We start from the raw sequence: 18,424 nt of genomic DNA, 5'->3' as shown, positions 1-18,424 counted from the left end.
GCCTCCAGGCTAAGGAGGCCGCTACTGCTTGCGACAGGTCCAATCCGGGCTGTGTTCAACAGTCCATTAGTTGGCGAGCCGCGCGAGGGTCCTGGCGTACTGCTTGGCGACGAGCTTCTGGGCGGTGCGGCTGACGGGTCCGCCGAGACGCGTGTACCAGGTGGCGGCGCGGCTGTAGGCGAGGATCGTGTAGTAGATGCCGTCCGGCTCGCGGGTCACCACCAAGGACTCCTCGCCGGCTTGCGGATGGCCGTCCAGAGTGCCGTAGGCGAAGCCGATGCGGTCCGGCTCGTCGACGACCCAGACGACTCGGCAAGGGACCGGCAGGCCGATCGGGCCGACGCCGAGGCGGCCGAGTGAGTTCGTGCCGACCACGAGGGGGACGTCGGTGGCCTGGACGGGGATGCCGGCCGCGCGGTGCGCTCTCCAGGTCAGCAACGCTTCACCGGCCCGGCGGAACACCTCGTCCCCGGTGCCGATCCGGAGCCGGTAGTCGAGCCGGTGGTAGCCGGGCGGCGTTCGGTCGTACTGGGTCGAGCCGACCGCGTCGTAGCTGAACCGCTGACCACTCAGGTCATCGAGCTTCATCCCACTCCTTCAACCGGCGCCAGGCCAGCAGTCCGCACAGGGCGAAGCCGAGCGCGTTCGCCACCCCATGTGTAGCAACCATCCAGCGCAACGGCAGGTAGGGCGTCGCCACCACGTGCCCCAGCGCCCAGCTGAGCGCCAGCAGCATCGTCAGTACGATCGTGCCGGCCGAGACGACGAGGAGCACCTTGGTCGCCCGCTCGGCTTGCCGCGACCGCCGCCACATCGTCCAGCCGACCAGCCACATGCCGGCCGTCAGTACTGCGGCACCGGCGAGCTCGACCGGGTCGCCGAGAAAGAAACCCAGCAGCACGATCCCCGTCCCCAGTGGCACGCTGATCGCCGCAGCGGTCGCCCAACCGGTGCTGGTCGACTCCACCACGAGACAGGCGATCAGGGCCGCGGCGAAGCCGGCGAAGTGGAAGTGGGCGACCGTCAGCGACAGTACGGTCAGGCTGAAGCCGAACAGCTCGTACGACGAACGCTCGGCGACCAGGGCCAAGGCGGCGATCGCGGGTGTCGCCAACGCGGTGTAGAGCGCGATCTCCCTTGCCCGCAGGCGTTTCCGGCGTACCAGGTCAGCAGCAGCCAGTACTACGAGGGCCAGCGTGCCGGCCAGGTAGATGCTCGCCAGCGTGATGGACAGCGGACCGCGGCCGAGCCAGAGGGAGATCACCCCTGGCACGGCCGCGACGAGCCACCATCGGCGGACCGCGGTACCGCCGTCGATCTTCACCAGGCTGAGCCCGAGCGGGACGATCACCAACATCCCCAGGCTCACCACCAGGTGAACCAGGATCAGCACTAGGTGCTCTTGAGACCGCTGGTGTCGTCTGCTTTGAGAGCCTTGAAGAGGGCCGTCGCCTTGGCGTTGTCCCACTTCACGGCCGAGCCGTTCGGCGTCTTGAGGTTGGTGTCGGAGACCGGCACGGTCAGCGTGATGCCGTTGCCGCCGGCCGCCACCGCCTTCATCCCGCGGGCGAACTTGAGCAGGGTGAGCGGGCCCATGTCCTTGTCGATCGTGAGCGCCTCGGCGCCCGCGGTGCTGAGCTTGTAGAACCGGAACGGGTTCAGGAAGGTGGCCGGCCCGACGGCCTTGTCGGCGATCGCGCCGATCATCTCGCGCTGCCGCTGGACCCGGCCGAGGTCACCGAGCGGGTCGAAGTGGCGGGCCCGGACGTAGCCGAGCGCGTTCGGGCCGTCGAGGTCCTGGCAGCCCTTCGGCAGGTCGATGTGCGCGTATTCGTCTTTAATTGCCTTGGGCAAGCACATGTTGATCCCGCCGACGCTGTCGACGATCGAGGCGAAGCCGCCGAAGCCGATCTCGACGTAGTGGTCGACGCGCAGACCGGTGACGTTCTCGACGGTCTTGATCAGCAACTGGGGGCCGCCGAACGTGAACGCCGCGTTGATCTTGTTCTTGCCGTGGCCGGGGATCGACACGTAGCTGTCCCGCGGCAGGCTGATCAGCGCGGTCGGGCCGGACTCCGGCACATGCAGCAACATGATCGAGTCGGTCCGCTGGCCGGCCGCCGTGCCGGTGTGCAGCTTGGCGCGCTCGGCGCGGGTCAGACCCTCGCGGCTGTCGGACCCGACCAGCAGGAAGGTCGTACCGGCGGTGTCGGCGGGCCGGTCGCCGTCGGGCATGGCCTCGACCTTGTTGATCTTGCCCCAGGCGAACAGCGGGATGCAGATCAGGCTCAGCACGAACAACAGGACGACCAGTCCGATGATCCGGGCGAACCAGTTGCGCCGCTTCTTGGGTCGTGCTGGCGGGCGGCCGGCATAGCGCGGGTCGATGGACTGCGATTGGCTCATGGCACGAAGGTATCGGGGCCGGGTCGTTCGTGCGTCACTCCTGGGAAGGGTCTTCACCCCACACTTTCAGACCGTGAGCGGGCGCCGCCTCGATCGAAAGGAGGATCTTTGCCCGCTGATCGAACCAATCCGCCGGACAGTGCGTGCGCGGTGCCTGCTACCAGTTGGCGGCCGCTTCCATCGACCCTCGCCGGCAGTCCGGTTGGCACGATCGGGACGGCCTCCAGGGGCACGTTTACGCGGGATTTCCCCACAATCTGAGATCGCTCTCGCTAACGACATTCATTTCGGTTAAGGTTTTCGAGACCGACCGGAACGGCGTATGGGGTGCCGATCCGGCGGCGCGAGTCTGAGGAGAACCGTGAACCGCAACGAGCTGGTCGCCGGCGTGGCGACGAAAGCGGGCATCCCGCGCAACCAGGCCGAGAAGGTGCTCGACGCGCTGGGTGACGTCGTCACCGAGGCGGTGCACAAGGGGGACAAGGTCTCGCTGACCGGCCTGCTGAGCATCGAGCGGGTGATGCGCGCACCGCGGACGGGCCGCAACCCGCAGACCGGTGAGCCGCTGTCGATCCCGGCTGCGTACTCCGTCCGCCTGTCGTGCGGAAGCCGCCTCAAGGCCGCAGCCCGAGGCAACCTCCGCACGGTTTCCTGATCACCGCTGGACTGCAGTGACCCAGTACTCCGTTGTCGGGGTCGGCGGGGTGCTGAACCGGGCGTTGGGCAGGTAGAGGCGTGACCCGTAGAGGGCTGCCGTGGTCGGGATGTCGAAGTCGGTGCTGGTCAACTCCTTGACCAGCCGGCCCTTGCTGCCAGACCTGTCGAGGTCCAGGACGGCGACCTTGTTCAGGCGGTTCTGTACGACATACAGGGTGTTCTTGGACAGCAGCAGGCCGTCCCCGTTGGTCATCACCGTGGCGCCGAGGTCGATGCGCCGGGTGACGCCGGTGCGCGGGTCCACCCGGAACAGGAAGCCGGTGGCCGACTGCACGATGATCAGGTTGCGGCCGTCCGGGGTGAGCTCGATGCCGTTGGCGTTGAGGTTCACCGGGTCGTGCACGTAGTCCCCGCTGAGCGGGATCGTCTTGACGGCTGCCTGGCCGGGCAGTTTGCCGTTGCGGCCCAGCGGGACCTGGTAGAGGACCTGCTGGCGCGAGTCGGTGAACCAGGCGGCGTCCTTGCTCAGGACGACGTCGTTGACGAAGGTGTTCGTCGACGTGGTGAAGGTGTAAGCGGCGAGCACCTTGCCGGAGCGGGTGTCGATCACCCGGCCGTTGCCGCCGCCGGCGCCGGCCACGAACAGCCTGCCGCGCTGGTCGACCTTCATGCCTTGTGAGGCGGTCCCTGGGCCTTGGCTGATCACCTTGCCTTCGCCGGTCCGCAGGCTGGCGGCGTAGATGTCTCCGTCGAGCCGTGAGCCGAAGTACGCAGTACCGGACTTGTCGATCGCGATGCCCTCGGGCTGGAAGCCGGCCGGGAGGTCGAAATGGGCCGGGTTGGTACCGAAGCGGACGCGGTCGCAGAGGCCGTCGTCCAGGAAGGTACTGGACGTCGACCGGATGGCGGCGGTTGTGGCGGCGGGTGTCCCGGTGAAGGCGGACGCCGTGAGACTGCTGAGGAGTAGTACGGGGAGGCCGAGAGTCGCGGCGAGCGCGCGGCCAAAATGTCTCGGCTGTGGACGTGACATGGCGGAGTGTCCTCCTGGTCGATGACCGGGCCGGGCCGACGCCCCTCGTACGCCGACGCCGCGGCTGGTTGTTCTTTCAACAATAGGGGAACGAATGGCCGGGCTGGAAGGTTCAGCGTTGTTGATAACTTTCCCGGGCCTTGGGGCCGAACGGGTAATGTCACTGTGAGTGCCAGCAGGCCGGATCCACCAGCAGAGGAGCGGGCAGGTATGACAGCAGGGATCGACAGCTCGGATCTGTCCACGACGGTGCGGCCGCAGGACGACCTGTACCGGTACGCGAACGGGCCTTGGCTGGATCGCACCGAGATCCCTGCCGACAAGGCGATCTACGGCGCCTTCCACATGCTCTGGGACAGCGCCGAGCAGGACGTGCGCGCGATCGTCGAGAAGACCGCGGCCGCGGAGCACCCGGCCGGCAGCGAGGCGCGCAAGATCGGCGACCTGTTCCACAGCTTCATGGACACCGAGACGATCGAGCGGCTCGGCGCCGGCCCGATCGCGGACCAGCTCGAGCTCGTCGCCTCGATCAAGGACGTCGACGGCCTGGTCGCCGCGCTCGGCCGGCTCGAGCTGCAGGGCGTCTCCGGTGTCTTCTACTACGGCGCGGACATCGACGCGAAGAAGTCCGACGAGTACATCATCTACACGAGCCAGGGCGGTATCAGCCTGCCGGACGAGTCGTACTACCACGAAGACTCCTTCGCCGACGTCCGTACCGCGTACGTCGCGCACGTCGCGCGGATGCTCGAGCTCGCCGGGCGGCCCGACTCGAGTGCCGCCGCCGAGCGGATCATGGCGCTCGAGACCCGGCTGGCGTCTGGCCACTGGGACCGGGTGCGCAACCGCGATGTCACCGCGACGTACAACAAGGTCGATCGGGCCGGGCTCGAGAAGCTGACTCCTGGCTTCGACTGGGCCGCCTGGCTGTCCAACGCCGGCGTGCCCGAGGACGCATTCGCCCAGCTCGTGGTGCGGCAGCCGGAGTACCTGACCGCGGCCGCCGCGGCGCTGCAGGAGGTCGACCTCGAGCAGTGGAAGGAATGGCTCGACTGGCGCATCGTCCACAGCGCGGCGCCGTTGCTGAGCCAGCCTTTCGTCGACGAGAACTTCGACTTCTACGGCAAGACCCTGACCGGTGCCCCCGAGCTGCGCGAGCGGTGGAAGCGCGCCCTCGGCGCCGTCGACTCCGCGCTGGGTGAAGCGGTCGGCCAGCTGTATGTCGCCGAGCACTTCCCGCCGGTCGCGAAGGCCCGGATGGTCGAGCTGGTCGGCCACCTGGTCGAGGCCTACGGGCAGCGGATCGAGGCGCTCGACTGGATGGGGCCCGAGACCAGGCAGCGCGCGCTGGACAAGCTGGCCACCTTCACGCCGAAGATCGGCTACCCGGACAAGTGGAAGGACTACAGCGGTCTCGAGATCCGCGCCGACGATCTGGTCGGCAACGTCCGCCGCTCGGTCGCGGTGGAGACGGCACGCGACCTGGCCAAGCTCGGTCAGCCGATCGACAAGACCGAGTGGCTGATGACGCCGCAGACGGTCAACGCGTACTACAACCCGCGGATGAACGAGATCGTCTTCCCGGCCGCGATCCTGCACCCGCCGTTCTTCGACCTCGACGCCGACGACGCGGTGAACTACGGCTCGATCGGCGCGGTGATCGGCCACGAGATCGGCCACGGCTTCGACGACCAGGGCTCGAAGTACGACGGCGCCGGCAACCTGGTCGACTGGTGGACCGACGACGACCGGGCCGCCTTCGAGCAACGCACGGCCAAGCTCGTCGCGCAGTACAACGTCCTCGAGCCGACCGACGCCCCCGGCCACCCGGTCAACGGCGAGCTCACCCTGGGCGAGAACATCGGCGATCTCGGCGGCCTCTCGATCGCCTACGTCGCCTACACCCTCTCGCTCGGCGACTCCGAGTTCCCGACGGTCGACAATCTGACCGGCCCCCAACGCTTCTTCCTGGCCTGGGCTCTCGGCTGGTCCAGCAAGGCCCGCGAGGCGGAAGCCATCCGCCGCCTGGCCATCGACCCGCACTCCCCACCGGAGTTTCGCTGCAACGCGGTAGTCCGCAACATCGACGCCTTCCACCAAGCCTTCGCCATCACCGAAGCAGACGCCATGTGGCTGGCCCCGGAAGACCGCGTCCGCATCTGGTGAGTCCCACCCCAACTGCTCCCATCCACCCAACTGCTCCCATCCACCACGGATGGGAGCAGTTGCGTTTGCGGCTGAGGGCAGGGCCTGTCTGTTGCGTGGTGTTCTTACGGAAAGGCCGGCCTGGATTGCGTCGCCGGGCTGCGTGATGGTCCTAGTCGCGGCGGCGCGCGTCAAGAGCGCTTTGCGCCCCTTCGGGGTCGAACAAGTTCGACTCTTGACACACGCCACCGCGACCAGGGAAAGACGCAGCTATCCCGGAGCCGCTGGAGGGACTGACCACAGTGGATCGGTCACCACAATCCCAAGGCCAGCCACCATCCGGCCCCGGATCCCAAGGCCAGCCACCGTCCGGGCACCTCAGGGATTCGAGATCCCACCGGCCATCCTGATCCGGCGCTCGGCACCCGCCACCCCACCGGCGCCAGCCCCGATCCGGCGCTCGGGCTGGCCGGCATCCCACCGCGCCAGCCTGATCGGGGACTCGGGCGGCCGGTTCACCCGCCGCTGGCGGGTTATTGCACCACTAGCTTGCTACATCCCGCTATCGGTACTGAAACCCGCCAGCCGACGCCGCTTCCGTCGAAAAGAGCTCCGTCCGCCAGCGCGGACAGCCTCATCGTGGGTGACGCACCTGTCGCGCCGAGACGGAGCTGGTCGGCCGGACCGCCACGAATGCCTAACCCCAGGGAACCGCCCCGACACGCCGAGGAAACCGGTTGCCCGAAGGGTTGGTGTGCGCTGGCGGACCGGCCGGCCACCGAAACCCGAGCGAAACCCGTTGCCGGAGGCACCTAGTGCATCGGGTGAGTATTCTCCGGCGACAGATTTGCTCAGGTGGTGCACAAGGTGGCCGCGACCAGCCGCCCACGGCGCCCTCGACAGAGGAGTGGCGACTTGGGGCGGCTGGGTAGGAGTGCCGGCGGAGGAGGTACGAGGGGAGATTGCTGTTAGCCGGCCATCCACGCCTGGATGGCGTCGATTTCTCGGGGCATGGCGGCTGAGAGGTTTTCGGTGCCGTCTGCGGTGACGAGGATGTCGTCTTCGATCCGGATGCCGATGCCTCGGAGGTCTTCCGGGACCGTCAGGTCTTCGGCCTGGAAGTAGAGGCCGGGCTCGACGGTGAGGACGTAGCCGGCTTCCAGGTTGCCCTTGTTGTACTTCTCATTGCGGGCCGCTGCGCAGTCGTGGACGTCGATGCCGAGCATGTGGCTGACGCCGTGCAGCGTGTAGCGTTGGTAGATGCCGCTGTTCGGGTCGAGGGCCTCTTCGGCGGTGACCGGGAGCAGCTCCATCGCCGCCAGGCCGTGGACGATGACCTCCATCGCGGCGGTGTGGCCGGAGCGGAAGTTCACGCCGGGCTTGAGCGCTGCGATGCCGGCGTTCTGGGCGTCCAGGACCAGCTGGTACAGCTCGCGCTGGCGCGGGGTGAACTCGCCGTTGACCGGCAGCGTGCGGGTGATGTCCGCGGTGTAGAGGTTGCGGTTCTCCACGCCCATGTCGAGCAGCATCAGCGTGCCGTCGTTGACCTGGCCGTCGTTCTCGATCCAGTGCAGCGTGGTCGCATGCGGTCCGGCGGCGGCGATCGACGTGTAGCCGACGTCGTTGCCCTCCGCGCGGGCCCGGCGCCAGAAGGTGCCCTCGATCCAGCGTTCGCCGTACTTGCGGACGGATGCCATGTCGGACAGCACGTCGGAGAAGCCGCGATGGGTGATCGCGCACGCCTCGCGCAACTGCTCGATCTCGAACGCGTCCTTGACCAGCCGCAGCTCGGACAACACGTAGGCGAGCTCGCCGTCGCGGGCCTCGTCGGTCTTCGTGCCGCTGAGCAGGGTGCTGATCGAGCTCTCCTCACCGCGCCGGACGCGGGTCGGTACGTCGCTCTTCAGTACGTCGGCGAGCGCGTCGACGTGCCGGGTCTCGATCCCGAACTCCTTGGCGGTCTCGGTCAACGACGGGCGCCGGCCGGCCCACAGCTCGCCGTACATCCGGTCGCGCCAGAACTCCTCGCCCTCGCTGCGGTCCGCGCGGGGCCGGAAGTAGAGCACCGAGTCGTGCCCGCTGGTCCCGTTCGGCTCGAGCACCAGGACGCCGTCCGAGCTCTGGTCGCCGACCAGCCAGACGTAGTCGGTGTGCGGGCGGAACGCGTAGTCGGTGTCGTTCGAGCGGACCTTGTAGGTGCCGGCCGGGATTACCAGCCGCTCACCCGGGAACGCCTGCGACAAGGCGTCGCGCCGTTTCGCGGCCCAGGTGCCGACGTCACTGAGAGCGACGTCCTCTCGCTCGATCGAGCCCCAGCCGGAGTTCATGAACTCGCGCAGCTTCTCGCCCGACGGGCTGTCGTGGGTCGCGGTCTTGGGGGCCTTGTCCGTGCTGTCGCTCATCGTCGAGCCATCCTCATCTCAGCGCGCGGGGTGGAGTTCGTCACCGCGGAGCGTGCTGCTGTCCGGCAGCATCTCGGCGGGGTCGGAGCCGATGCGGGTGATCGCATTCTGCCCGTCCACGAAGACTACGCTCGGCGCGAAGGTCTTCGCCTCCACGGTGTCGAAGATTCCGTACGAGATCAAGATGACCAGGTCGCCCGGGTGGATCAGGTGTGCCGCCGCACCGTTGATGCCGACGATGCCGCTGTCGCGCGGTCCTTCGATCAGGTACGTCGTCAGCCGGTTGCCGTTGGTGATGTCGACGATGTCGACCTGTTCGCCGGGCAGCAGGTTCGCCGCCTCCATCAGGGTCGCGTCCAGCGTGCACGACCCGACATAGTCGAGGTCAGCCTGGGTGACGGTGGCCCGGTGGACCTTGGACTTCATCATCGAGCGCTGCATGGCGCCCATCATCCCGCCCACCCCGATCACTGTCAGTGGCCACCGTCACCCCCACGCCAACCTCCCGGGTGTCCGAACCCACCACTGGTGGGCTCGGCACACCACGGGGGTGGGGGCGTGGTGGGTTAGCGGGAGGCTAGTTCGGGTTCGCGGGCTGGTACTTCGGGGTCGAAGGTGCGGCGTAGTTTCTCGCCTTCGACGTCGACGTCCGGGAGCAGCCGGTCGAGCCAGCGCGGCAGCCACCAGGCCGAGCGGCCGAGCAACGTCATCACCGCGGGCACGATCGTCATCCGGACCACGAAGGCGTCGATCGCGACGGCGACGGCGAGCCCGAAGCCGATCTCGCGGACCAGGGTCTCGCTGGACAGGATGAAGCCCGAGAACACCGCGACCATGATCACCGCCGCCGCGGTGACGACCCTGGCGCTGTGGCTGAAACCATCGACCACGGCCCTTGTCGGCGCGGCGCCATGGACGTGCTCCTCCCGCATCCGGGTGACCAGGAAGACCTGATAGTCCATCGCGAGCCCGAACACGATCCCGACCAGGAACACCGGCAGCATGCTGATGATCGGTCCCGTCTGCCCTTCGATGCCGAGCAGGCCGGCCAGCCAGCCCCACTGGAACACCGCGACCACGGCCCCGAAGGTCGCCGCGACCGTCAGCAGGAAGCCCAGCGTCGCCTTCAACGGCACTAGCACCGAGCGGAACACCAGCATCAGCAGCAGGAACGCCAGCCCGACGATCAACGAGAGATAGGGCAGCAGCGCGCCGCTCAACTTGGCGGAGATGTCGATGTTGAAGGCGGTCGCACCGGTCACCGAAACCTCTGCGCCACCCAGTTGCGGGGCGTCCCTGATCGCCCCGACGAGTGCCTTGGTCTCGGCCGTCCCCGGACCACTCGACGGAATCACCGTCAGCAGAGCGGTGTCACCCTGCGGGTTGAAGCTCGGCGGCGTCACCACAGCGACGTCCGGCAGCTTCCGTACTGCGTCCGCGGTAGCCGCCGCCGCGCCCTTCGGGTCGGCAGCACCGGCCGCGTCGACGACGATCATCAGTGGCCCGTTGAAGCCGGGGCCAAAGCCGTCCGAGAGCATTTCGTACGCCTTGCGCTGGGTCGAGTCGGGCGCGGACGTGCTGTCGTCGGGCAGCCCGAGCTCGAGGCTGGCCGCCGGAATCGCCACCACTCCGAGCCCGACCACGGCCACCAGCAGGACGGCCACCGGGCGGCGGGTGACGAAGCCGGCCCACCTGCGGCCTGCGGAAGGCTTCTTGCTCTCGCCCTCCGGATCGCCACCGCGCAGCCCCGGGATCTTGCCGCCGAGTACCCGACGGCCGGCCATACCGAGTACTGCGGGCAGCAACGTCAGCGCGATGGCCACGGCGATCACGACAGTGAACGCGGCCGCGAGCCCCATCTGGGTCAGGAACGGAATGTCCACCACGAAGAGGCCGCCCAGGGCGATCACGACGGTCAGCCCGGCGAAGACCACGGCCGACCCAGCGGTACCGACGGCCCGGCCGACGGCCTCCTCGGGTTCCAGGCCGCTGCTCAGTTCATGGCGGTAGCGGGACATGATGAACAACGCGTAGTCGATCGACACCGCCAGTCCGATCATCACCGCGAGGATCGGCGTACCGGAGCCGATGTCGATGAAGCCGGTGGCCGCCGTGATCGCGGTGGCGCCGATGCCGGCCCCGATGATTGCCGAGAGCAACGGCAAGCCGGCCGCGACCAAGGAGCCGAAGGTGATCAGCAGAACCACCGCGGCGACCCCGATCCCGATCACCTCGGTGGCGCTCTGCGGCTCCTGGACCTGCATGGCATCGCCGCCGAACTCAACAGTGAGACCACCGGCCCGAGCCGGCTCCACCGCGTCGGCGACTGCTTCCTGGGCCTCCGGGGTCACCTCCTGCGCGGTGACGTCGTAGGAGACCTGGGCATAGCCGGTCCTCCCGTCGGCCGAGATCGCCTTCGCGGCAAAGGGATCGACCACCTTGGCCACCTGTGGCGCGGACTCGATCCGGTCGAGAGTGCTCTTCACCAGCGCGGTGCTGGCCGGATCGGCGAGCTTCCCACCCGGCGGTGCCTGGAAGACGATCCTCGCGGTGGCACCGTCCGCGCCTGCCTGCGGGAACCGCTCGTCGAGCAGATCCAGTGCCCGCTGCGACTCGGTGCCGGGAATGGAGAAGCCGTTCGAGGTCGGCCCGGACAGCGTGGCGGCGCCGGCGATACCGGCGAGGAGCAGCCCCAGCCAGACGAATACGACGAGCCGGCGGCGCCGGAACGCGAACCGGCCGAGGCGATAAAGGTAGGTAGCCATGCTGACGATCGTTCCGGTTGGACCCGGTAGTCCGCGTCCGCCGACCGTGGTCTCCCCGCCGTACTGCGTCTGCCGTACTCCCTACTGCAGCGGCTGTACGCCGAGCTGGCCGGACTACTCCGCCGCGCCGGCCCGGACCAGGCCGGTGCGGTAGGCGATCACGACGAGCTGGGCCCGGTCGCGGGCGTCGAGCTTCATCATCGCGCGGTTCACGTGCGTCTTGGCGGTCAGTGGAGAGAGCACCAGCCGGTCGGCGATCTCGTCGTTGGACAACCCGAGCGCGACCAGGCCGACCACCTCGCGCTCCCGGTCGGTGAGCACGTCCAGATCTGTCGAGCCTGTCCCCGAGGCGACCTCGGGCTGGGCCAGGAAGCGGTTCATCAGTCCCCGCAGGGCCAGCGGGGACAGCAGCGCGTCGCCGCGGGCGACCGTGTGGATCGCGTTGATCAGCTCCTCCGGCTCGGCGCCCTTGCCGAGGAACCCGCTCGCGCCGGCCCGGATCGCCTCGAAGACGTACTCGTCGACCTCGAACGTGGTCAGGATCAGCACCCTGACCCCGGCCAGCGACTCGTCGGCGATGATCTGCCGGGTCGCGGCCAGACCGTCGAGCACCGGCATCCGGATGTCCATCAAGATCACGTCCGCGCGCTCGCTGTGGGCCAGTTCGATGGCCTCCTGGCCGTTCGCGGCCTCAGCAACGACCTCTAGATCGGGCGCCGAGTTCACCAGTACTCGGAACCCGCTCCTGATCAGCTTCTGATCGTCGGCCAGTAGTACCCGGATCGTCACCAGTTGCTCCAGTTTCCAGGGGAAGGACTGCACGGACGCGGAATCCGCCGTGCGGTAGCGGACCGGCGGCCATGTCTCCACCGACGGCCGCGACGCGTTCTCGCATGCCCAGCAACCCGTGGCCGGAGCCGAGCGGAGCAGCAGCTGTACCGACGTCGCGGTAGGGCGTACCGGGGTGGCCGCCGTCGTCGGTGACCTCGATCGTGAGCGAGCCGCGCAGTTCCTCGAACCGGACCCGGACGACGGCACCAGGGGCGTGTTTGACCACGTTGGTGAGGGACTCCTGCAGGATGCGATAGATGGTCAGTTCGAGCACGTCCGGGAGCGACGTGGGCACCGGCGGCTGCCAGTCGATGGTGATTCCGGCCGCGGTGGACGACTCGATCAGAGCACTCAGTTCCTGCAGGGAGGGTGTGGGAGCGGTCGGCAGCGAGTCGACGCCCGAGCGGCGCAGTACGCCGAGCAGCACGGTCAGCTCGGACAGCACGGTCCGGCCGCCCTCGCGGACCAGGGCGAGCGCTCTATCGGCCTCGTCGGGCTGCTCGCGCAGCAGATGGGAGGCGACGCCGGCCTGCACGTTCATCAAGGCGATGTGGTGGGCGATCACGTCGTGCAGTTCGTGCGCGATCCGCAGCCGCTCCTCGATCACCCGGCGCTCGGCCTCCTCCTCGCGGGAGTGCTCGGCCTGCCGGACGCGATCCTCCAGCTCGTGCAGGTAGGCGCGCCGGTAGCGCACCGCCTCACCGATGGCAGCGGCGAACAGCACGAAGATCGCGACCGAGAGGTTCGCGAGCAGGTCGCCGTCGGTGAACAGCACGGCCGTGGCGATCATCACCACGACGAGGATGCAGACCGCGGCCGACCGGGTTTGCCGGCCCTTCTGGGATACCACCGTGTAGGTCGCGCAGGCCAGCGCGAGGCCGATCGGGCTCTTCACCTGCGCGTAGGCCGCGTAGCCGATCGTCGCCAGTGTGGTGATCGCCAGCACGAGGAGCGGGGCTTTCCGGCGGAAGGCCAGTGGCAGGCAGGCGATCAGGATCAGGATCGTGCCAGTGAGGGTCAGGTCGATCTGGGTGCCGTCGCGCTTGGTGCCCGGTTGCAGCAGGTTGATGGTGACCAGGAGGAGCACGATGGCGTAGTCGTACGCCAGCGGGTGCGCCTTGAACCGGGGATACCACCAGGGACTTGCTGCCATTCCATCACTCTACGTGCGCACGGCCGGCGAACGCGTCGTCCGCCGGCCGTATCAACGCAGTACTACGAACGCGGTACAGCCAGGCTCAAGCTGCCGTTCGGGTTACTCGAAGGGTGTGCTGCGGTTCAGTTCGAAGCTCTTGGTGCGTGCTGCGGCGGCAGGCGTGGGGATGGGCAGCGGGTGGCCGGCCACTGTCGTGTCGCTAGTGGGCAGTTCGCCGGTCAGCAGGTACTTCGTACCGATGGCGTTCGCGGCCGGGTTGACGGCGGCGCGGCCGTTGGCGAAGACGCAGTGCTTGCCGGAGTCCTTCTCGGTGACCAGGACCGAGGTCGGCAGCGACTTGTGCATCTTCAGCGCGCCGGCGTACGGCGTGGCCGGATCGCCGATCGTGTTGAACATCAGCACGCCGGGCAGGTTCTTGCCGGTGATCCTGACCCGGCCGGGGCTGTCGAAGGCCCAGCTCTGGCAGGCGCTGCCGCTGGTCCAGATGTTGTACCAGGCGAACTGCGAGGTCCTGGCCAGCTTGGCCGCATCGTGCTCGTACGTCGCCCGGCTACGCGACCACTTCGAGTCGGCGCAGATCACCGCGTTGAAGATGGCGTTGTCCTCCTCGGAGTCCGCACTCGTGCTGGGAGTGGCGAAGTCGACCAGATCGGCGTCGTCACCGCCGACGGCGTACGCGCTGAGCGCCTGGGTGAACGGGATCCAGCCCGATTCGGAGAACATCACCCCGTACGCCGTACCGAGCAGTTCGCTGCCGCCGACGACCCCGTGCGGCGTGGTGCGGAACTCGGTCAGCGTCTTGTTCCAGGCGGCCCGTACGGTCGCGACGTCCTTGCCCAGGTGGAAGACGCTGTCGTACTTCGCGACCCAGGGCAGGTAGTCCCCGTCGAAGCGCTTCTGCAGCCCGGCCGACTGGGTCAGACCGGCCTGGTACCAGAGGTCCTTCGGGGTCGGGTCGACGTTGCCGTCGATGATCATCCGGCCGACCCGCTGCGGGAACATCTGCCCGTAGACGGCGCCGAGGTAGGTGCCGTAGGAGTAGCCGAGATAGTTGAGCTTCTGCTCACCCAGCCCCGCGCGGATGGCGTCCATGTCGCGGGCGACGTTCACCGTGCCGAGGTGCGGCAGGACCGCCTTGTTCTTGGCGTTGCAGCCCTGGGCGTAGCTGCTCCAGAGCCCCCACAGCTCGCTCCGGTTGGCTTTGACGTCCGGGTCCGGCTGCGGCGGGGCGAAGTGGTCGGGAGCGGCGCAGCTGATCGGAGAGCTGTGCCAGACGCCGCGCGGGTCGAACCCGATGACGTCGTAGGCGTCCAGGACGCCGGCCTCGAGCCGGGTGAAGCCGGTACCGTCCGGGGTCGACAGCGTTCCGGCCAGAACCGCTCCGCCGCCGCCCGGGCCGCCCGGGTTGACCAGCAGCGCGCCGAGTCGCTTGGCCGGGTTGTTCGCCGCGTGCTTGGTGACCAGCACCGAGAGGGTGGCGCCGTGCGGGCGTGAGTAGTCCAGCGGGACAGTCAGGGTCGCGCAGGTGAGAGCTGGGAACCGGCCCGCCACGTCTTCCGGGCAGGCGCCGAAGACCAGCGCCCGGGGATGCTTGCTCTCAGCAACGACTGGGGCAACGACCGGGGCGCCAGCCGGAGCAGCAGCGAGGGACGGTACGGCGGGAGCTATCAGGGCCAGGGTGGCGGTGGCAGTGAGGGCCAGACGGAGACGCATCGGCGAACTACCTCCAGGAGAGGGACGGGTGCGTCCGCAACCTACCTCGCCGACAGGTCGCCCAGGAGGGCCAAGCACTTGCAGGAAACTGCAATTCCAGCCTGCCAGAAAGGTCGGCAGTGGGTGGTCAGAGCAGCTCGCGGAGCGCGGCGACCGGGTCGGGTGCGGCGAGCAGCTGGAGGCCCCGGGGGAGCAGGATCAGCTGGCCGCCCGATTTGCGAGCGGCGACCCGGGCGCGTTCGTAGATCAGCTCGATCTCGACCGTCAGGGCGTCGAAGGCGTAGGTGTTGGTCTCGGTCCAGCGGGGTTTGCCGAACTCCTCGCGCAGCCACTTGCGGATCTTGCCGGGGCCGAGGTCCCGGCCGAGATAGACGCCGGGGAAAAGCGCCACGAAACTCCGCGCAGCCAGCACGACGATGTCCGTCGCGAGCATCCGCTGGATCTCGGCCTGCAGGTTGCTCGCATAGTCGGCGTGCGGATCGGAGCTCACCCGATGCTCGTTTCTGTGGAGGCTTGGACCGCGAGTCCGCGGAGGGTCTCGTAGCGGGGGCGGAGCGCCTTCACCCGGTCGACCTCGGCGGCCACCGGCTCCAGATGGTCACCACCGGGTTGCGGGGTCAGGCCGAGCGCGACCGCTGCCGCGCCGCGGGCGCCGACCTCGGGCTCGGAGCAGACCTCGGTCGGCCGGTCGAAGGTCGCGGTCAGGCAGCGCCGCCACCACGCGGACGCGTCGATGCCGCCGCCACCCAGGACGACCTCGAGCGGCCGGCCGAACAGCTCATCGAGCATCCGCAGACCGCGGTCGATCTCCAGCGACGCGCCTTGCAGGGAAGCGGCGAGCAGGTCGGCGGCGGTGTCGTCGAACGACAGTCCGAAGTACACGCCGGAACCGCTCGGGACGGTGTCCGGCGGCCGGGTGCCGGCGTGGAACGGGATCGCGATCACGCGCGATGAGCCGATCTCCACGTCGGTGGGCTCAGGAGCATCGAGATTCAGTACGCCGGTGAGCCAGGCGTGCAGGTTGCCGGCGGCGGAGAAGGCCATCCCGGTCACCGCACGCTGGTCGTCGACGCGGTAGCGCCACAGCTCCCACGGCAGCTCGGGTGCGCCCTCGATCGGGTGCACGACGCGCACGGCGGCCGAAGTACCGACTGTTACTGCCGCTGTGGTCTCGTCATAGCCGCCGGTGCCGACGTTGGAGGCGGCGCCGTCACCGGTGGGCGGATGAATCGGTACGCCGACCAGCCCCGGCCAGCGTCTCGCATACTCGCTGGAGAGCGCGCCGGTCCAGCCGGTCGCCACGATCGGCGGGAGCTGGCCGGCCGCTACCCCGGCTACGGCCAGCGCCTCGTCGTCATACGCCCCGCTGGCGAGGTTGAGCGTGCCTGTCCCGGACGCGATCGAGACCGACGTTACGCGCTCACCGGTCAGCCGCTCGAGCACGAGATCGGGGAGCCCGGCATAGCTCGCCGGCGAGGTGAACGACCGGAGCCAGGGGATCCGGCGAGTCCAGTAGAGCCGGTGCAGCCAGGCGCCGGTGCGAGCGTGGAAGGCGCGCTCGTCGAAGGACGGGTCGAGCGCGAGATCGACAGAACGGGTGTCGACCCACGGGATCACCGGCGTGAGCGCTGCACCGTTGTTGTCCAGGGCAATGATCGAGTGCCATTGCGAGGACAGCACGATCGCGGTGATATCAGTCAGCTGCCCGTTCTGCTGCAACTCGTCGAGACACCCGAGCAGGCCCTCGATGTAGTCATGCAGATCGAGGGTTGCCTCACCGGCAGCGGCGTACGTCGGACTGATCTTGTGCCGCGCCAACGCCCCGGGAATCGGTGAGGCGTCCTCAGACAGCACCAAGGCGCGAGCAGAGGAGGTGCCCAGATCAAGTGCGAGGCAGCGCCCGTCAAGCTTGGGGCCGTCAGTCCTCGGCATGCAACGCCTTCAGGAACGATGCCGCCCACACATTCACGTCATGGGCCGCGAGGTGTTTGCGCATCGCCTTCATCCGGCGGCCGAGTTGGCGGTCGTCGGTGTTCATCGCGTCGACGATGGTGTCCTTCATCCCGTTGATGTCGTGCGGGTTCACCAGGAACGCCTGCCGGAACTCGTCGGCCGCGCCCGCGAACTCGCTCAGCACCAGCGCGCCCGTGTCGTCGTACCGGCAGGCGACGTACTCCTTGGCGACCAGGTTCATCCCGTCGCGCAGCGGCGTCACCACGGCGACATCGGCGGCCCGGAACAACGCCGCCATCTCGGTCCGTGAGTACGACGTGTGCAGGTAGTTGATCGCCGGCGTCCCGATCCGGCCGTGCTCACCGTTGATCCGGCCGACCAGCAGCTCGATCTCGTCGCGGAGTACGCGGTACTGCTCGACGCGCTCGCGCGACGGCGTCGCCACCTGGATGAAAACGGCGTCGTCGACCGACACCCGGCCCTCGTCGAGCAGCTCTCCGAAGGCGCGCAGCCGCTGCCGGATGCCCTTGGTGTAGTCGAGCCGGTCCACGCCGAGCAGGATGTGCGCCGGGTTGCCGACCTCTTGCCGCATCTCGGCGGCGCGGGCGATCGTCTCGGGCTGGCGGGCCAGCTCCTCGAGCTCGCCGACGTCGATCGAGATCGGGAACGCCTTGGCCCGGACGACCCGGTCGTCGGGCAGGTGAATCCGGTCGCCGCGGGTCCGCAGCCCCATCCGGTTGCGGGCGAGCCGGGCGAAGTTCGAGGCCGCGCCCGGCCGCTGGAAGCCGACCAGATCGGCACCCATCAGCCCGTCGAGGATCTGCCGGCGCCACGGCATCTGCGCGAACAGCTCGGTCGGCGGGAACGGGATGTGCAGGAAGAAGCCGATCCGTACGTCGGGCCGCAACCGGCGCAGCATCGCGGGGACGAGCTGCAGCTGGTAGTCGTGCACCCAGACCACCGCGTTGTCGTCGGCGGCCTCCGCGGCGGCCTCCGCGAAGCGGCGGTTCACGGCGACATACGACTCCCACCACTCGCGATGGAACTCCGGCGCCACGATCACGTCGTGGTAGAGCGGCCAGAGCGTCGCGTTGGAGAAACCTTCGTAGTACAGCTCGATGTCCTCGGCCGACAGCGTCACCGGGACCAGATGCATGCCGGCCTCGTCGAACGGGTCCAGCTTCTCGTCGGCGCCACCGGTCCAGCCGATCCAGGCGCCGTGGTGCCGCTGCATCACCGGTGCCAGGGCGGTCACCAGACCACCGGGGCTGCGGCGCCAGGCCGTCGTACCGTCGGGCATCTCGATCCGGTCGACAGGGAGCCGGTTGGCCACCACCACGAAGGAACTGCGTCCGCTCGGCATCAG

15 protein-coding genes are annotated in these 18,424 nt (G+C 68.6%); 2 read left to right on the top strand and 13 right to left on the bottom strand.

Going from position 1 to position 18,424, the window contains the following annotated elements; translation table 11 throughout:
* Positions 1–66 precede the first annotated feature (66 nt).
* From G3I17_RS08380 to G3I17_RS08370, 3 genes are read right to left on the bottom strand one after another with little or no spacing between them, the layout of a single operon-like run.
* Positions 67–588 carry a DUF1990 domain-containing protein gene (locus G3I17_RS08380; RefSeq protein ID WP_164595363.1) on the bottom strand — a complete coding sequence of 174 codons (522 nt, stop codon included), beginning with the start codon at positions 586–588 and terminating at the stop codon, positions 67–69.
* Positions 575–1,393: a YndJ family protein gene (locus tag G3I17_RS08375; protein WP_164595362.1), complete on the bottom strand. Its 819-nt coding sequence runs from the start codon at positions 1,391–1,393 to the stop codon at positions 575–577. The genes G3I17_RS08380 and G3I17_RS08375 overlap by 14 nt, the downstream gene beginning before the upstream one ends.
* Positions 1,393–2,406, bottom strand: a complete 1,014-nt coding sequence (locus G3I17_RS08370; protein WP_164595361.1) for an LCP family protein — start codon at positions 2,404–2,406, stop codon at positions 1,393–1,395. The genes G3I17_RS08375 and G3I17_RS08370 overlap by 1 nt, the downstream gene beginning before the upstream one ends.
* 361 nt (positions 2,407–2,767) lie before the next feature.
* On the opposite strand from G3I17_RS08370, the gene G3I17_RS08365 reads away from it, so the two are divergent.
* The gene (locus tag G3I17_RS08365; protein WP_164595360.1) at positions 2,768–3,061 is read left to right on the top strand and encodes an HU family DNA-binding protein; all 294 of its coding nucleotides are present in this window, start codon (positions 2,768–2,770) and stop codon (positions 3,059–3,061) included.
* Here the strand turns inward: G3I17_RS08365 and G3I17_RS08360 are convergent, their stop codons facing one another.
* A complete protein-coding gene (locus tag G3I17_RS08360; protein ID WP_164595359.1) occupies positions 3,062–4,093 on the bottom strand; it encodes an SMP-30/gluconolactonase/LRE family protein in 1,032 nt (343 codons plus the stop codon).
* 210 nt (positions 4,094–4,303) lie between these two features.
* On the opposite strand from G3I17_RS08360, the gene G3I17_RS08355 reads away from it, so the two are divergent.
* Positions 4,304–6,259 carry a M13-type metalloendopeptidase gene (locus tag G3I17_RS08355; protein WP_164595358.1) on the top strand — a complete coding sequence of 652 codons (1,956 nt, stop codon included), beginning with the start codon at positions 4,304–4,306 and terminating at the stop codon, positions 6,257–6,259.
* A 947-nt stretch (positions 6,260–7,206) separates the two neighbouring features.
* On the opposite strand, the gene G3I17_RS08350 is transcribed toward G3I17_RS08355, so the two are convergent.
* The 9 genes from G3I17_RS08350 to G3I17_RS08310 form a co-directional block, all read right to left on the bottom strand.
* A complete protein-coding gene (locus G3I17_RS08350) occupies positions 7,207–8,640 on the bottom strand; it encodes an aminopeptidase P family protein (protein WP_164595357.1) in 1,434 nt (477 codons plus the stop codon).
* An 18-nt stretch (positions 8,641–8,658) separates the two neighbouring features.
* The gene (panD, locus tag G3I17_RS08345) at positions 8,659–9,081 is read right to left on the bottom strand and encodes an aspartate 1-decarboxylase (RefSeq protein WP_164595607.1); all 423 of its coding nucleotides are present in this window, start codon (positions 9,079–9,081) and stop codon (positions 8,659–8,661) included.
* Between the two features lie 125 nt (positions 9,082–9,206).
* Positions 9,207–11,405, bottom strand: a complete 2,199-nt coding sequence (locus G3I17_RS08340) for an MMPL family transporter (RefSeq protein WP_164595356.1) — start codon at positions 11,403–11,405, stop codon at positions 9,207–9,209.
* A 114-nt stretch (positions 11,406–11,519) separates the two neighbouring features.
* Positions 11,520–12,194 carry a response regulator transcription factor gene (locus G3I17_RS08335; RefSeq protein WP_164595355.1) on the bottom strand — a complete coding sequence of 225 codons (675 nt, stop codon included), beginning with the start codon at positions 12,192–12,194 and terminating at the stop codon, positions 11,520–11,522.
* A complete protein-coding gene (locus tag G3I17_RS08330; RefSeq protein WP_164595354.1) occupies positions 12,097–13,389 on the bottom strand; it encodes a sensor histidine kinase in 1,293 nt (430 codons plus the stop codon). Before G3I17_RS08330 ends, G3I17_RS08335 begins: the two co-directional genes overlap by 98 nt.
* A gap of 102 nt (positions 13,390–13,491) precedes the next feature.
* Positions 13,492–15,105: an alpha/beta hydrolase gene (locus G3I17_RS08325; RefSeq protein ID WP_164595353.1), complete on the bottom strand. Its 1,614-nt coding sequence runs from the start codon at positions 15,103–15,105 to the stop codon at positions 13,492–13,494.
* Between the two features lie 127 nt (positions 15,106–15,232).
* Entirely contained in the window at positions 15,233–15,595 is a 363-nt protein-coding gene (locus tag G3I17_RS08320; protein WP_164595352.1) for a hypothetical protein, read from the bottom strand.
* Complete coding sequence (locus tag G3I17_RS08315) at positions 15,592–17,037, bottom strand: FGGY family carbohydrate kinase (RefSeq protein ID WP_164595351.1); 1,446 nt, start codon at positions 17,035–17,037, stop codon at positions 15,592–15,594. The genes G3I17_RS08320 and G3I17_RS08315 overlap by 4 nt, the downstream gene beginning before the upstream one ends.
* Positions 17,024–18,421 carry a trehalose-6-phosphate synthase gene (locus G3I17_RS08310; protein WP_164595350.1) on the bottom strand — a complete coding sequence of 466 codons (1,398 nt, stop codon included), beginning with the start codon at positions 18,419–18,421 and terminating at the stop codon, positions 17,024–17,026. The genes G3I17_RS08315 and G3I17_RS08310 overlap by 14 nt, the downstream gene beginning before the upstream one ends.
* Between the last annotated feature and the right edge of the window lie 3 nt (positions 18,422–18,424).

The sequence above is a fragment of the Streptomyces sp. SID13031 genome (assembly GCF_010548305.1).
In the GTDB taxonomy this organism is placed as follows: domain Bacteria; phylum Actinomycetota; class Actinomycetes; order Propionibacteriales; family Kribbellaceae; genus Kribbella.
Note: the sequence above shows the minus strand (reverse complement) of the source record. Positions and strands in the feature narration are given on the sequence as shown.

Bases quoted from the DNA above. Each gene is read 5' to 3' on its own strand.
- G3I17_RS08315 (WP_164595351.1), bottom strand. From the start codon at position 17,037: ATGCCGAGGACTGACGGCCCCAAGCTTGACGGGCGCTGCCTCGCACTT.
- G3I17_RS08340 (WP_164595356.1), bottom strand. From the start codon at position 11,405: ATGGCTACCTACCTTTATCGCCTCGGCCGGTTCGCGTTCCGGCGCCGC.
- G3I17_RS08350 (WP_164595357.1), bottom strand. From the start codon at position 8,640: ATGAGCGACAGCACGGACAAGGCCCCCAAGACCGCGACCCACGACAGC.
- G3I17_RS08380 (WP_164595363.1), bottom strand. From the start codon at position 588: ATGAAGCTCGATGACCTGAGTGGTCAGCGGTTCAGCTACGACGCGGTC.
- panD (WP_164595607.1), bottom strand. From the start codon at position 9,081: ATGCAGCGCTCGATGATGAAGTCCAAGGTCCACCGGGCCACCGTCACC.
- G3I17_RS08330 (WP_164595354.1), bottom strand. From the start codon at position 13,389: ATGGCAGCAAGTCCCTGGTGGTATCCCCGGTTCAAGGCGCACCCGCTG.
- G3I17_RS08325 (WP_164595353.1), bottom strand. From the start codon at position 15,105: ATGCGTCTCCGTCTGGCCCTCACTGCCACCGCCACCCTGGCCCTGATA.
- G3I17_RS08355 (WP_164595358.1), top strand. From the start codon at position 4,304: ATGACAGCAGGGATCGACAGCTCGGATCTGTCCACGACGGTGCGGCCG.
- G3I17_RS08370 (WP_164595361.1), bottom strand. From the start codon at position 2,406: ATGAGCCAATCGCAGTCCATCGACCCGCGCTATGCCGGCCGCCCGCCA.
- G3I17_RS08310 (WP_164595350.1), bottom strand. From the start codon at position 18,421: ATGCCGAGCGGACGCAGTTCCTTCGTGGTGGTGGCCAACCGGCTCCCT.
- G3I17_RS08360 (WP_164595359.1), bottom strand. From the start codon at position 4,093: ATGTCACGTCCACAGCCGAGACATTTTGGCCGCGCGCTCGCCGCGACT.